Raw genomic sequence first — 14,935 nt, 5'->3', positions numbered from 1 at the left:
GAGGGCCCGGGCCTTCCCGCTGTATGTTCTCTGCCTGGGGTGACTAAGGAGACTTTTGCATGATCCGCGTTTGCCGGACGCTGCCGGAGAGCCCTAGCCAAGATGCCTGATTCCCTACCCGAGACCTCGCTGGTCATCAGGACCTTCAACGAGGAGCGCCATTTGGGGCCGCTCCTGGAGTCGTTGGCCGGCCAGGCCTACCGCGACTTCGAGGTGATCGTGGTGGACTCGGGCTCCTTTGACCGCACCCGGGAGATCGCACGGGCCCACGGGGCCAACCTGGTGCGCATCAAAAGCTGGGACTTCACCTTCGGCTACTCGCTAAACGCGGGCATCCGGGCGGCGCGGGGCTCTCTCATCGCCATCGCCTCGGCCCACACCCTGCCGGTGGACGAGAACTGGCTGGGCAATTTGGTGGCTCCCTTGCGCCGCGACAAAGTGGCCATGACCTACGGCCGCCAGGTGGGACACCAGGCCTCCAAGCTTAGCGAGCTTCTGGACTTCGAGCGGACTTTCGGGCCCCACCCCAAGGATCCCCTGGCCAACGGCTGCTTCGCCAACAACGCCAACAGCGCGGTGCGCCGCGAGCTGTGGGAGCAAATGCCCTTTGACGAGGCGCTGCCCGGCCTGGAGGACATCGCCTGGGCCAAGCATTGGGTGGAGCAGGGCTGGTCGGTGGTCTACGAACCCTCGGCCGCGCTGCAGCACATCCACGAGGAAACCTGGCCCCAGGTGCGGCGGCGCTTTTACCGCGAGGCGGTGGCCGCCAAGCATCTAGGGGTGAGCGGGCGGCGGCGGGTGCCCTCCGAGTGTGCCCGCGAGCTGGCCTGGCTCTGCGGCGACCTGGCCCATGCGGCCAAGAAGGAGCCCAGTGCCCGCCGGCTCACGGAGATCTGCCGCTTCCGCTATCACAAGCTGCGGGGCACGGTGCACGGCCTGTGGGACGCCAAGGCGGTGCGCGAGCTGGCCGAGAAAAAGCGGGCCTATTACTTCGAGAGCCGCTGCCGGGCGGTGCAGATAAAAGGACCCCACCGGGCCGAGCTGGTGGAGCTGGAGCTACCCTCCCTGCGCCCGGGCGAGGCGCGCATACGGGTGGCCTACGAGGGCGTGTGCGGCACGGACCTGGAGATGCTCTCCGGCGAGCTGGGCTACTACAAGCACGGCACGGCCAAGTACCCCATCGTGCCGGGCCACGAGATGAGCGGTGAGGTGGTGGAGGTCGGCGACAACGTGGACCAGGCCTGGGTGGGCGACTGGGTGGTGGTGGAGTGCATCCAGAGCTGCGGCCGGTGTCCGGACTGCCGCCAGGGCAACCATGCCAACTGCGCCCAGCGCCAGGAGCTGGGGGTGATGGGCCTGAACGGCGGCTACAGCCAATACCTGATCACCCCGGCCCGCTTCCTGCACCGCATCCCGCCGGAACTGGACCTGCGCACGGCGGTGCTGGTGGAGCCCACGGCGGTGGCCATCCGGGGCATCACCCGGCTGGGGGCCTCCTGGCGGGGGGCGACGCCCGGGGCGCGGGTGGCGGTGGTGGGCGCGGGGCCCATCGGTAACCTCTGCGGCCAGCTGCTCCAGCAGCGGGGCTATGCGGTGACCATCCTGGACCGCGACGCCCGGCGTCGGGAGCTGGCCGGCCAGTGCGGCCTGAGCGCTTCGGAGTCCTTGGAAGGCCTCAGGGACTTTGACGCCGTCGTGGAGGCCACGGGCTCGGTGCAGGCCCTGCGCGGCATCCTGAGCCACAGCAAGGCCGGGGCCTGTCTGCTGCTCATCGGGCTGCCCTACTCGCGGGTGGAGGTGGACTTCGAGAACATCGTGGCCTACGAAAAGACCATCGTAGGCTCCCTGGGCAGCGACGCGGCCAACTTCGCCGAGGCATTGGCCGCCCTGCCCGAGCTGCACACCGAGCCTTTTTTCGGCCAGGACTACCGCCTGGAGAATTTCCAGCAGGCCTGGAAGGACTTTCAGGAGCACAAGAACCTCAAGACCGTTCTGGCGGTGAACCAGGAATAATCACCGAGGCGGTAAGCCTTGGACAAGGAGAGACACGCATGATCCGGGTTTCCCAACCCGTCACCGGCCAGGCCGAGCTCGACGCCATCGCCGAGGCCATGGAGCTGGCCTACTTTGGCCACGGCGTCAAGGTGTTGGAATTCGAGCAGGCGCTCCAGAATTTCCTGGGGGACCCCGCCTATCAGGTGGTGTGCGTAAGCTCGGGTACCGCAGCCCTGCAACTAGCCCTGGAGGCGATGGGCATCGGGCCGGGCGACGAGGTGCTGGTTCCGAGCCTTACCTTTGTGGCCAGCTTTCAGGCCATTGGGGCCACGGGCGCCACGCCGGTGGCCTGCGATGTCAGAGAATCCGATCTCCTGCTGGATTTAGAGGATGCGGGGCGGCGGATCACGCCACGCACCAAGGCGGTGATGCCGGTGCTCTATGCTGGCAACCCCGGCGATTTGGATGCTCTTTATGTCTGGGCGGCTGAAAGAGGTCTTAGAGTGGTGGAGGATGCCGCTCATGCCTTTGGCAGCGAGTATCAGGGCCGCAAGGTGGGCACCACCGGCGAGGCGGCCTGCTTCAGCTTCGACTCGCTCAAGAACATCACCTGCGGCGAGGGCGGGGCCGTGGTTTGCCGCGATGCGGAGGTGGCCCGGTTGGTGCGCCTAAAGCGCGCCCTGGGTATGGAGCGGGGCGGGGCCACCGGAGTGCCGGGCGCTTCGGCCTACGACGTGGTGACCCAGGGCTGGCGCTATCACATGAGCAACCTCAACGCGGCCATGGGCCTGGTGCAACTGGCCAAGGCCGATGAGTTCGTGGCCCGCCGCCGGGAGGTGGCGAAGCGCTACGATGAGGCCTTGGCGGGCCTGGAAGGCCTGGCCCTGCTCAAGATGGACTATGCCTCGGTGGCCCCGTTCATCTACACCATAAGGGTGCTGCATGGCCGCCGGGCCGAGCTGGCCGCCCATCTGCGCGAAAACGGGGTGGAGACCGGAGTCTCCTACCCGGCGGGGCATCTGCACACCCAATACCGCCTGGATGGTCAGAGCCTGCCGGTTGCCGAAAAGCTCAACCAGGAGATTTTGAGCCTACCTATGCATTGCGGGCTAAATGATAGGCATCTTGACAAAATCACCACTTTGGTGCGAGATTTTTTAGGTCGGTCCGCAACCAGTTGAAAACCGTGCGTGAGCAACGGAGGTTGCTGGTCCGGGCCGTCCCGGCGGCCATGTACGGTGGCTGCCGCCCAGGCAGATAGCTCTTTCCTTGCGCCCTTCCGAGTTCCCGGCTTTCCTTGGGAGCCTTGCCGGCGCTACCCGACGGTGCCATCCGCCTGCCCATTATTTGCCAACCGTGGGGGATTGCTTGCAAAGCCCGGGCCTGCGCCCTTGGGGACGAAGTGGGTCTGCTCGCAAGGGGCTAGTGTCAAAAGAAGGACGGCCAGACAAACTACAGACGCGGGTTACCATTTTGAAGCGGGGTGTAAGAGAACAGGTGAATGGCGCAATTGCAACGATTTGGGTCACAATGCCGGGCTATTCAAAACTCCTTGACTCGGGTGGGATCGCATGCTGAAATGTCTTAACTTAGCATTTTATTTTGGCCAATAATTTTAATTGTTTGATGGGAAATATATTTGTTTGAAGCAGATTTTGTCTAGCAAAATAGAAGGGCCGAATGACCATTATGGCCGCAACCCATGACTTCAACTGGACACGCTACTAAAGGCTTGGATGATGTTAATTAATTTCGCAGTATCGTCCCGCTATATCTATAAAGAGCGAGCGATATAATGGCCAACGGCCCATACAGGATAAGCCGCCTATTCGTGCTTACGGCCGACTGCGCCAGCATCGCGTTGGCTCAGATTCTGTCCTATCTGTTGCGCTTTGAATTGGTCGTACCGCTCAAAGAGGTTCATAACCTTTTGCTGGGAATTCTTTTTCTCGTTCCATTTAAAATATTCGTATTTTATTGGTTTGGCCTTTATCGTGGGATGTGGCGCTACACAGGCATTCGCGATCTGCAAAACTTGCTTAGGGCCAATATATCTGCCTCGCTTATTATTATCGTTGCCTTGCTTTTGTTTAACCGTTTTGAAGGGCTTTCCCGATCAATATTCCTTATAGACTCGGTACTTTGTTTTTTGTTCACGGCAGGATTACGAGTCGTAATCAGGATATATTACGCCAATCGGAATTCTGGAGTAAAGGTGACTTTTAAGCGGGCCCTTGGGTTAAAAAGTCAGCCCAGTGAAGGGCTGAACACTCTGCTTGTTGGGGCTGGTTCCTCTGGCGAGGCACTTATAAGGGAGATAGAAAACAATCCAAACCTCAATATAAACTCTGTGGGTTTCTTGGATGACGATCCCCGCAAAAAGGGGATGTCGCTGCACGGGGTTCCGGTGTTAGGCAATACCAAGCACCTAAAGGATGTCGTCGCCAAGTGTCGGGTGAAACAGATTTTTCTCACCATGCCTTCTGCCTCGGCCACCCAAATCCGCAGAGTGGTTAAGCTTTGCGAGGAAACTGGTCTCCCCTATAAAACCCTGCCGGGTTACGAAAAGCTCATAGACGGCTCCATCAGCGTCCAGGACCTGCGCGATGTCAACTACGAGGATTTGTTGGGGAGGTCACCGGTGGAGCTGGATGAGGCCTCCATCAGTGACTATATAAAAGACAACAGCATCCTGATCACCGGTGCCGGTGGCTCCATCGGCTCTGAGTTGTGCCGTCAGATAGTGAAGTTCCATCCCAAACATCTGCTGATCCTCGACCACAGCGAGTTCAACCTGTTCCGCATCGACTCGGAGCTGAAAAAACACTCAAATGGTATGTCAGTCACTTGTGTTTTGGGGCAGATCCAAGACAAAGTGCTTATGGAAAAGGTGTTGATAGACCACGCCCCCAAGATCGTCTTCCATGCGGCGGCCTACAAACATGTCCCCTTGGTGGAAGAGTCGCCTTGGGCGGGCGTCATCAACAACATAGTCGGCAGTAAAATTCTGATGGACGCAGCCGTGGCCCACGGGGTGGAGCGCTTCGTGGTGGTCTCCTCCGACAAGGCGGTGCGTCCCACCAATGTAATGGGCGCATGCAAGCGGGTCAGCGAGATGATCGCCCTGTCCTTAAACGGCGGGGGGACCAAGTTCATGGCCGTGCGCTTTGGAAATGTGGTGGGCTCGTCGGGGTCGGTGGTGCCCCACTTCCGGCAGCAGATCCGGGACGGTGGCCCCATAACCGTCACTCACCCCGAGGCCACGCGCTACTTCATGACCATACCCGAAGCCAGCCGGCTTATTTTGCAAGCGGGCGCCCTTGGTTCGGGTGGAGAGATTTTCGTTCTGGAGATGGGCACCCCGGTCAACATCCTGGAGATGGCCAAGGACTTGATCCGCCTCTCGGGCAAGGAGCCCTACGAGGATATTGACATTGTTATAACCGGGTTGCGCGAGGGGGAAAAGATCAACGAAGAGTTGATCGCCGACGATGACCACGTATTGAACACTGAACACAAAAAGATCATGATATTGATCCCCGATATTAATGAAAACTGCTGTGGGGATCAGGCTGGATACCGCGAGAGCCTGAATGGTTTCATTGCCAAGCTGCACGAAGCCGCCCTGCACTACGACCGCGAAGAGATCAAAGCGCTGCTCCGGGAAGTGGTAAGGGAATACACCCCCTGTAAATTTAATTGATTGCCCGCCCGCCCTGCTTGATGGGAGCAACCGCGGCCGTCGTGGGGAGAGATAGAGGGAGCGCAAGCGGCCTGCCCGGCCCAAGGCGCTCCCCAAATGTGACCCGGTGGTCGCAGGGAAATCGTGGCTCAGGAGCTAATCGTCGATGCATATAATCGCCCACCGCGGCCTGTGGACCGAGCCTGCCGAAAAAAACACCCTGGCCGCTTTTAAAAGCGCCCTGGCCCAGGGCTACGGGGTGGAGTTCGATATCCGGGACCTGGCGGGCGACCTGTTGGTATCCCACGACTTGCCCGACGCCTCCTGCCCCCGGCTGGAACCCTATCTGGAGGCCTATGCCGCCATGGGGGCGGGATCGTTCCTGGCGGTCAACATCAAGAGCTGCGGCCTGCACAACCTGCTCAAGGACGCCTTGGCGCGCCATGGGGTGGACCACTACTTTGTCTTCGACCTGGCCATACCCGACGCCCTGCCTTATCTGGATGCGGGGATGTGCTTCTATACCCGGCAGAGCGAAATCGAACGGGAGGCGGTCTTGTACGGCCATGCCCAGGGGGTGTGGCTGGACCAGTTTTACGGTGAATGGGTCACCCCTGGCATGATCAACGAACATCTGGACCACGGCAAGTCGGTGTGCCTGGTCTCACCCGAGCTGCACCGCCGGGAGCATCTGCCCTTTTGGGAGACCCTCAGGGAAATAGCCGGGAGCGGCCAGGTCATGCTTTGTACCGATTACCCGGAACAGGCCGAGGAATTTTTCAATGATTAAAGCGATCATATTTGATCTGGACGGGGTCCTGGTCGACGCGCGGGAGCTGCACTACGAGGCCCTCAACCGTTCTCTGGCCGCCTTTGGGTACACCATCACCCGGGATGAGCACTTGTCCACCTATGATGGCCTGCCCACCCGCACCAAGCTGCGCCTGCTCACCGAGAACAAGGGTCTGCCCCCGGAGGTGTACGACGACATCTGGAAGGGCAAGCAGGCCCAGACTATCGACATCATCAGCAATGAATTCACCTACGACGAGCGCATGCGCTCCATCCTGGCCCGCCTGAGGAACGACGGCTACCGCATCGCCGTGTGCTCCAACTCCATCCGGGAAAGCACCAAGATGATGCTGCTGCGCAAGGGGCTGCTGGAGTACGTGGAGTTCTATCTCTCCAATGAGGACGTGCGCTTGCCCAAACCCAACCCGGAGATGTATCTGGAGGCCATGATCCGGCTGGGGCTGGGGCCCGCCTCCTGCGTGATCGTGGAGGACTCTCACCACGGGCGCCAGGCCGCCTTTGACTCCGGCGGCCACCTCTTGGCCGTGGAGAACCCCGACGATCTGACTTATGAAAAGGTGAGCAGCTATCTGAGCAAGCTCCAGGAGAGCGATCAGGTAAACCATTACGTGCCCAAGTGGCAGGGCGGCAAGCTGCGGGTGATCATCCCAGCCGCCGGGGCTGGCGAGGTCTTCAAGAAAATGGGCTATGTCTTCCCCAAGCCGTTGATTGATATCAACGGCAAGCCCATGATTCAGTGGGTGGTGGAAAACATCAACGTGGAAGCCAAATTCATCTATATAATGCAGCGCGAGCACATGGAAAAGTACTCCCTGCATTACCTGCTGAATTTGATTTCGCCGGGTTGTGATATAGTGGCCGTGGATGGTCCCGGCGAGGGGGCGGCGACATCGGTGCTGCAGGCCAAGCACCTGTTCGACGACGACGATCCCATCGTCATTGTCAATTCGGATCAATACATGGTCTGGAACAGCAACGAGTTCTTCTACGCCATGGCCGCCGACGAGTGCGACGGCGGCATTGTCACCTTCAACTCAACCCACCCCCAATGGAGCTTCGTTAAGCTGAACGAGGACGGCTTTGTCCAAGAGGTGGCCGAGAAAAAGCCCATCAGCGACGTCGCCACTGCGGGGGTCTATTACTTCCGCACGGGCCACAGCTTCGTGGAATGCGCCGAGGAGATGATCGCCCGCGACCGACGCGTGCTGGGCCAGTTTTTCATCTGCCCGGTGTACAACGAGCTGATTCAGAAAAACGCCAAGATACGCGCCTTCCCCATTGATAAGATTTGGAGCTTTTCCACCCCCCGGGACGTGGAGCATTTCATTCAGAAGTTCTTCTAGGGGATACGCGGCGCGACTGGGAAATCCCAGGAGAGGTTGGCAGGCATGAACATCGTCATACCCATGGCCGGCGAAGGCAGCCGTTTCAAGGAGGCGGGTTACGACACCCCCAAGCCTTTCATCGACGTGGCCGGCAAAACCATGATCGAGCGGGTGTTGCAGAACCTGGAACTGGAGGGCGGCCGCTTCATCCTCATCGCCCGCAGCAGCCACTTGGAGGCGCAAAAGGAGCAGGTGGCGGATCTGTCGGACCGCTACGATTGCACCTTCCTCACCGTGGATCACCTGACAATGGGCGCGGCCTGCACCATCCTGTTGGCCTCTTGGCTGATCAACAACGACGAGCCTCTCCTGCTGGCCAACAGCGACCAGATCGTGGAGGCCCCGCTGAATGATTACATCGCCGACGCCAAGGCGCGGGACCTGGACGGCTCCATCCTCACCTTTTATTCCGACCACACCAAATGGAGCTACGCCAAGACCAACGAGCAGGGCCTGGTGACCCGGGTGGCTGAAAAGGTTGTGATCAGCCAGGACGCCACCGTGGGGCTTTACTACTTCTCCAAGGGTTCCCACTTCGTCAACGCGGCGGCTCAGATGATTGCCATGAACGATCGGGTGAACAACGAGTTCTACACCGCGCCGGCCTATAACTACTGCGTGGCCCACGGTCTGAAGATCGGAGTGTACCGCATCGAGGAAAAGCAGATGTTCGGCACCGGCACTCCGGAGGACCTGGAGATTTACCTGCGCCACATCCAGCCCCAAGGCGCCTGAGATGGACAAGCACCAGCTTTCGGAAATGATCGGTGGTTGGTTCGTGGGGGATTTCGACCCCACGGTGGTGCGCAGCAAGGATGTGGAGGTGGCGGTAAAGCAGTACACGCGAGGTGACAGCGAGCAGCGCCACATGCACAAGGTGGCCGCCGAGATAACCGTGATCGCGCAAGGGCATGTGCGCATGAACGGCACGGATTACAAAACCGGCGACATCGTGTTGATCCACCCAGGCGAGAGCACCGACTTCCAGGCCGTGGAAGACACCCTGACCGTGGTGGTCAAGATGCCATCGGTCATGGGCGACAAATACCTGGTCGACTGAGCCCCGGCTTCGCTTAAGTCCACCCCTCAACCCCTCCGCCCGGCAGTTATGAACTTATCCCCCCTCAAAACACGGGTAAAGCAAGCCCCTGGCCTGAGGTCGGCCTGGGCCCGTTTCAAGGCCAACAAGCAAGAGCGGAGAATCCGGGACGAGCAGCGTGAGTACGAAAGCCAGGCCAGGCAAAAGGGACTCCAGGTCTTGAGCGAGGCGGAGGTGGGCCGCCGGGTGGCCCGGAATCTGCGGCGGCGTGGGGTGGGCGCGGCCTTGCATCCGTCCGGGCACGTCCGCTCCATCTATGCCTCCGAGCTGGGCGAGTGGGAAAAGCACCAGATACCCGCCGCCCTGGCCGGCCTGGGCGAGGTGGAGGTTTTCGCCCTGCCCGAGCACGGTTTCGACCCCAAGGCCGAGGACTGGCTCCAGCGCCGGCAAGAGATGGAGGCCAAGCTGTTGGCCTTTGTGGCCGAGACCCACGCCCGCAAACCGGTTGACGTGCTGGTCTCCTACCTCAGCGGATACCACGTGTCGCCCGAGACCGTCGAGCGCATTAAAGGCATGGGCATAGCCACCTGCGCCTTTCATTGGGACGACCGCCTTTATTTTCGCGGCCGGCTCGGCGGCGGGCGCTACACCGGCCCCTCGGCCCTGGCCCGGGCCTATGACCTGAACCTGACCAACGCCAGTCGCTCGCTGATCAAGTATTTCGTGGAAGGCGGGCTGGCAATTTTCTGGCCCGAGGGGGCCGACCCGGATCATTTTGCGCCCCGCAAAGTATCCCTGGAGTTTGATGTGTCCTTTATCGGGGCCAACTATGGCCAGCGGCCGGAGTGGATCAGGTATTTGCGCCGCCATGGGGTGCGGGTGGCCGCCTTTGGCCCCGGCTGGGAGCATGGCCCGGTGCCCTCGGGGCAGATGCCCGAGATATACTCCCAGTCGCGCATCAATCTGGGATTCAGCGGCATCGGCTACTCCATGCGGGAGACCTGCCTAAAAGGGCGCGACTTCGAGGTTCCCATGTGCGGGGCCGCCTATCTGACCAGCGAGCAGGAAGACCTGCACCGGGTCTATGAGGTGGGTCGGGAGGTGGCCTCTTACAAGGACAAGCAGGATTGCCTGGCCGTGATCAAGCGCCTGCTGGCCGACCCCGGGCATTTGGAGCGGATGGGCCTGGCGGCGCGGCAACGCTGCCTGGCCCAGCACACCTGGGCCCAGCGCTTTGCCCACGCCTTTGGCGTGATGGGTATAATGCCCCCTGGGGAGCCGGAGCAGGCCTCCTGGTTCTGAGCCGGACAAGGTTTGAATGAGTCAAGGCATAGCGGGATGAACATACGAGCATGAGTCTGCGCGCTAAAATAGCCCGGTGGGTGGTGGCCCTGGTTTTGGGCCTTTTTTACCGCCTGATCGGACGCCAACGTTTTCTGCAAGCAATATTCGAGGCCTTCCGCAGCCTGGAGGAGCGCCTAGGCCTCTATGTCAGCTACATGGCCCGTCCCATCAAGCTGGCTTCCCTGCCGGTTCCCACCTCCGTACCGGGCGCCAGGGAGCAGGAAACCGCCCTGGTGCTGCAAGGCCCCCTGCTGCGTGAGGCTGACTTCACCTATGAGACCCTGCGCCTGTACCGCGCCTTTTACCCCCAGGCCCATCTGATCCTTTCCACCTGGGATACTGAGGACCCGGCCACTCTGGCCAGGATCCAGGAGCTGGGGGTGGAGGTGGTGCTGAGCCCCGACGCGGAGTATCCCGGCATCTCCAACATCAACCGCCAGATCAAGAGCGCCATGGCGGGCCTGGACCGCGCCCGGGAATTGGGTTGCGCCTACACCCTCAAGACGCGCACGGATCAGAGGTTCTACAACCCGACCACCTTGGCCTTTTTGCACAACCTCTTGAAACAATTTCCCTTGGGCGAGCCCTCCTGGGGCCAGAAGCAACGAATGATCGGCATGGACCTGAACACTTTCCGCTACCGTCTCTACGGCCTGTCGGACATGTTCCTGTTCGGGGACGCGGAGGATATGCACCGCTATTGGAGCCCCGCCTATGACCAGAGGCGAAAGGAAGAGGTCCTGGCCGGAGAGGCGACCTTTTCTCTGCGCCAGTTCGCGCAGTGCCGGGTATGCGAGGTGTACCTGCTCACCCAGTACCTGGCCCAAATAGGCCGACCTTTACAATGGACCTTGGCGGACAGCCTGTCGGTCTACCGGGATCTGTTTTTGATAATAGACAAGGCCCAGATCGACCTTTTTTGGCCCAAGTACACCCGCCGCGAGAACCGCTGGACCTCCTATGGCGAGAGGTCCCGGATGCAGGAGCTCGGCTTCACCGACTGGCTGAACCTGCAACAGACCCTGGTGGTGACACCGGAAGAAGAGGTTTTCCTGGACCAAGGCTAAGCGAACCGATTTATTTGGCGCAAGCCAGAGGGGATTGGTAACCCAACTGATACGGGCAAGGATATCCTTGTTTGCATAGCGGATATGGGGCAGGCTCGTAGGGGCTGGGAATCCCTGCCAGGAGGTGGAAACTGTGGGCCAGAATGAAATGTGGTCTGTTGAGGGCACCATCTTCAGATTGGAAAGCCGCTGGCTCACTTTAGTGGTCGAGCGGGTTTTGGACGATAAAAAGAATCTTTTGGAATATTGGCGGGTAGAAAAAGCCGATTCGCTGATAGTGGTGCCGCTATATAAAGACCGCGTAATCTTACCTGCGCCTCAATACCGGCACGGCCTACACGAATTAACCGAAGATTTGCCTGGTGGAAGGGTGGAAGCGGGCACCTCCCTTCATGACGGCGCTTTCAATATCCTGGAGAGGGAATTGGGTTGCCCCCGCGATGATGTAGTAAAGCTGGAATGCCTCAGTAGCGATGGCTGGGCAGTGAATAGCTCGTTTTCCGATCAGCGGTTGCATGTTTACAGGGCTATCCTGGACTCTGATGCTAACCGGCCTCCTTTAGCCCAGGCAACCGATTACGCCCACGATCAGGCGGGTTGCGCACAGCTTTTTGAGCGCTTGTGGTGCCTACAGTGCCGCGCCGCGCTGCTGGAGAGCCTGCGCCAGCAGTAAGGAGCGTTTATGCTCCGGTTGTAACCAAGCACTCTGTTAAGCGAAAAAATTGCATGGCAGAAATAGCTGGCAAGGGCGATATTGCGCACTCAAACCATGAAGCGAGCAAAGTGGCACCAGGGTAAGCGATTGACCGTAAAAGAGCCTGAGGTTACCATGACAAAGCGCTTCGTTTTATAAAAAACAAAGAATGTGGGCGCATCCAAACTGTACGATAAGGCGAATCTCAGCAGCTAGAGGGCTCAAAGGGAAGTTACTTGTCACCGCATCTCCATAATTTGAACCAATTATCTGACTGTTGATGAGGGTATGTCATGGCCGTTAAGCTAACTAAAAGCATGTGGTTTTATAGTAATGTGTTGCCGTCTCTGACCTACAGAGAAGGGAAATCTAAAAGATCAATTAGGTGGTTTAATGAGCAAGTTAAACAAAACAAAATTGATTTTATTCCCGCGAGCTGTCTGTGTGGCAGTGAAGAAAAAGAGGTATTAGCCTCGATTGATAGGTTTGGTTTTCATCAAAGAACCGTTATCTGTAAAGATTGTGGGCTTATATACCTATCACCGAGAATGACCGATGAAGAATATGTCAAATTTTATAGCGCCAGCTTTTATATGGATGTGTATGCACTCCAAGCAGAGGACGATGAATATCCTTTTCATCACAAAATTAACCCTATTATAGTTCCTTATTTAGACAAGATTGAATCGGTCTTGGAGGTGGGCTGCAATCGCGGGTATTTGCTATGCCCTTACAGTAAAGCGGGCAAAAAGGTTGTCGGTTATGATTTATCTAAAAACTGCGTCGAAATAGGTAAAAAGGTTGGATTGGATCTGCGAGTAGGGGCGTTTTAGATGTTGAAGGTAAATTTGACCTCATAGTATTGAGTCACGTGTTAGAACATTTTTTAGATCCTATATTAGAGATAGGCAGGCTTGTAGAGAAATTGAATGATAATGGCTCGATATACATCGAAGTTCCAAATATCGATTATTTTTCTATGAAGATGCTAGAAAATGCCCATGTATATTATTTTAATAGAAGGACGCTAAAGCACTATATGGCAAAGTGCAAGCTTTCTCCGCTGCAAGAAACTGAAGATATGGTCGGGAGTGGTATAATGGGGGCTAACTTTGGTGTTTTATTTAGGAAAGACATGAACATTTCGGGAAATGTAGGTGCTCTGGAAAATGAGTACTCAACCATGAAAAATATAATTGCTAAAGAAGATTCAAGGGCTCTGTTTAAGTATGCAGCAATTACATCCAGGGCGCTTCTTGCCAATACCTTGAAGCGATACTCGCGACGTTTTTTAAAAAGAAACTAGGCGGGCGCTCCGGAAGCTTTAAGAAAAACCATTTCTCTTCCAATTTTCGGCGCCATAAAACATAATGTTTGTTTTAATCTATGGATTTTATCTTCCTCAATGCTTTTTGAGCGCTGCCATATAGCACCACCAATTCTTGCCTCAAATTAGCCGAAGCAACCATAGCAAACAAAAAGTATAGTGTGGCTATTGCAAGGGCGCATAATGCGAAGCCTAAAATAGAAACTACGGTAACTGAGTAAAAAATTAAGTATATCATGACAACACTAGCTAATACTTTTGAGGCCTCAATTAGGGTAATTATTATGGTTGTTCTCGAAAGGCTCAGGCGCTCTATTATTACCTTTGGGAAATACCACAGATTGGCGATAGTCCCGGCAAATATGAATGAAATAAGTAAGCCTGGTAATCCGAAGAAATAAGTGGCTGGCACGGCAGTTGACAAATAAATGATGGTTCTGGCCATCATGGCCAAGCTATTTCCCTTAATATTGCCAAGAGCGAAGCAAATGTTGCTCATTGATACGTTCAGCATTAAAAGCGCGGTAGAAAGTACTATTAATAAATTGTTAAATTGCCCAACAAAGTATTGGTTTCCTATCCAAAGGTTAATGAAAGTTTCATTCAGCAACAAAAACTCAATAATGAACAGCCCAATTAGCCAAATCTTTATATTGATTAGTCGTAGAACAATTTCCTTTGAACGATCTATTTTGCCGGTACCATATAAGTTGCTCAGACTGGCTAACATGCTTGCGGAGATCATCGTTACAAATTTTTGGGTGCCTTGCAGTGCCTTTCTGTTCGTGCTTAATGCCACGCTTGATTTTGGCCCAACAAAATTGTTGAGTAAAATTAGGTCGGTATTCATGGCTATTTCAGTTGCAATTTTAGACCAAAAAGTGAAGCCCCCAAATTTAATTAATTCTATAATACCGCTAAATCCCTTTTCAAAAGGAATGGCTTCCTTTTTAATCCGCCAAAGCATGTATAGGCTATTCCCCACGCATAGACACAATGACATCACCAAGGAAGCATAAGCAATCGCCAGTATTTTATAACCACACATAAGCAGCTTAATTTGTAAGAAAATACAGAAAATAGTTGTTAAAATATGAATGCTGAAAGGGCAGATGCTGGCTTGTAAACCCAAGGTTATCCCGCCCACGCCATATGCTACGACCATGATACTGGCCGCGATGATCGCAACAATAAAGCCTTGCTTTAATATGGGTTGGTTTGCAGCGTCTACTATCCCCACAATGTCAAATAAAAAAAACGAGGTGATTATGCCGGCACAAAGTGCGGCGGCCCCGAATAAAAACGCAATAACTATTCCGTTTTTAATTAGGCGGCCTACTTCAACCAAGTCATTTTTGCCGTAATGAAAGGCTATTTTTTGTAGCACAACTATTGATAGGCCCGGATCAATAATCATTATTAGGACCGCAAGGCTTCCCGATGATAGCCAGGCTCCATATAAATTTACTGATATATAATCAAGATAATATGGCACCAAAATAAAAGCGCTTAGTATGTTTATAATTATTAATACATAATTAGAAAAAATGCTGATAAGAGCGGTTTTTTTTCTAGACATTAGACGACAA

General features: G+C 56.2%; 13 protein-coding genes. 12 read left to right on the top strand and 1 reads right to left on the bottom strand.

Features of this window, described 5'->3' with window-relative positions:
• Window positions 1–102 precede the first annotated feature (102 nt).
• The 12 genes from KQH53_11755 to KQH53_11700 all read left to right on the top strand — a co-directional run bounded on the left by KQH53_11755 (window position 103) and on the right by KQH53_11700 (window position 13,325).
• Complete coding sequence (locus KQH53_11755) at window positions 103–2,013, top strand: alcohol dehydrogenase catalytic domain-containing protein (protein MCB2227343.1); 1,911 nt, start codon at window positions 103–105, stop codon at window positions 2,011–2,013.
• A gap of 38 nt (window positions 2,014–2,051) precedes the next feature.
• A complete protein-coding gene (locus KQH53_11750; protein ID MCB2227342.1) occupies window positions 2,052–3,176 on the top strand; it encodes a DegT/DnrJ/EryC1/StrS family aminotransferase in 1,125 nt (374 codons plus the stop codon).
• A 650-nt stretch (window positions 3,177–3,826) separates the two neighbouring features.
• Window positions 3,827–5,698 (top strand): polysaccharide biosynthesis protein, encoded by a 1,872-nt coding sequence (locus tag KQH53_11745; protein MCB2227341.1) that lies wholly within the window; start codon window positions 3,827–3,829, stop codon window positions 5,696–5,698.
• A 145-nt stretch (window positions 5,699–5,843) separates the two neighbouring features.
• Window positions 5,844–6,467, top strand: a complete 624-nt coding sequence (locus KQH53_11740) for a hypothetical protein (GenBank protein ID MCB2227340.1) — start codon at window positions 5,844–5,846, stop codon at window positions 6,465–6,467.
• On the top strand, window positions 6,460–7,833 hold the full coding sequence (locus KQH53_11735) for an HAD-IA family hydrolase (protein MCB2227339.1): 1,374 nt from the start codon (window positions 6,460–6,462) through the stop codon (window positions 7,831–7,833). The genes KQH53_11740 and KQH53_11735 overlap by 8 nt, the downstream gene beginning before the upstream one ends.
• A gap of 45 nt (window positions 7,834–7,878) precedes the next feature.
• The gene (locus KQH53_11730) at window positions 7,879–8,610 is read left to right on the top strand and encodes a glycosyltransferase family 2 protein (protein ID MCB2227338.1); all 732 of its coding nucleotides are present in this window, start codon (window positions 7,879–7,881) and stop codon (window positions 8,608–8,610) included.
• 1 nt (window position 8,611) lies between these two features.
• On the top strand, window positions 8,612–8,935 hold the full coding sequence (locus tag KQH53_11725; protein MCB2227337.1) for a hypothetical protein: 324 nt from the start codon (window positions 8,612–8,614) through the stop codon (window positions 8,933–8,935).
• A 198-nt stretch (window positions 8,936–9,133) separates the two neighbouring features.
• A complete protein-coding gene (locus tag KQH53_11720) occupies window positions 9,134–10,216 on the top strand; it encodes a glycosyltransferase (protein MCB2227336.1) in 1,083 nt (360 codons plus the stop codon).
• Window positions 10,217–10,266: 50 nt separating this feature from the next.
• Window positions 10,267–11,325 (top strand): WavE lipopolysaccharide synthesis family protein, encoded by a 1,059-nt coding sequence (locus KQH53_11715; GenBank protein MCB2227335.1) that lies wholly within the window; start codon window positions 10,267–10,269, stop codon window positions 11,323–11,325.
• Between the two features lie 133 nt (window positions 11,326–11,458).
• On the top strand, window positions 11,459–11,998 hold the full coding sequence (locus KQH53_11710; protein ID MCB2227334.1) for a hypothetical protein: 540 nt from the start codon (window positions 11,459–11,461) through the stop codon (window positions 11,996–11,998).
• Between the two features lie 314 nt (window positions 11,999–12,312).
• Entirely contained in the window at window positions 12,313–12,852 is a 540-nt protein-coding gene (locus KQH53_11705) for a class I SAM-dependent methyltransferase (GenBank protein ID MCB2227333.1), read from the top strand.
• 38 nt (window positions 12,853–12,890) lie between these two features.
• Window positions 12,891–13,325, top strand: a complete 435-nt coding sequence (locus tag KQH53_11700) for a class I SAM-dependent methyltransferase (GenBank protein ID MCB2227332.1) — start codon at window positions 12,891–12,893, stop codon at window positions 13,323–13,325.
• Window positions 13,326–13,398: 73 nt separating this feature from the next.
• On the opposite strand, the gene KQH53_11695 is transcribed toward KQH53_11700, so the two are convergent.
• Window positions 13,399–14,925 (bottom strand): oligosaccharide flippase family protein, encoded by a 1,527-nt coding sequence (locus KQH53_11695; protein MCB2227331.1) that lies wholly within the window; start codon window positions 14,923–14,925, stop codon window positions 13,399–13,401.
• Window positions 14,926–14,935: the final 10 nt, after the last annotated feature.

The sequence above is a fragment of the Desulfarculaceae bacterium genome, assembly GCA_020444545.1.
Taxonomy (GTDB): Bacteria; Desulfobacterota; Desulfarculia; order Desulfarculales; family Desulfarculaceae; genus Desulfoferula.
The sequence above is the reverse complement of the archived record's forward strand: the minus strand, read 5'-3'. Positions and strand labels throughout refer to the sequence as shown.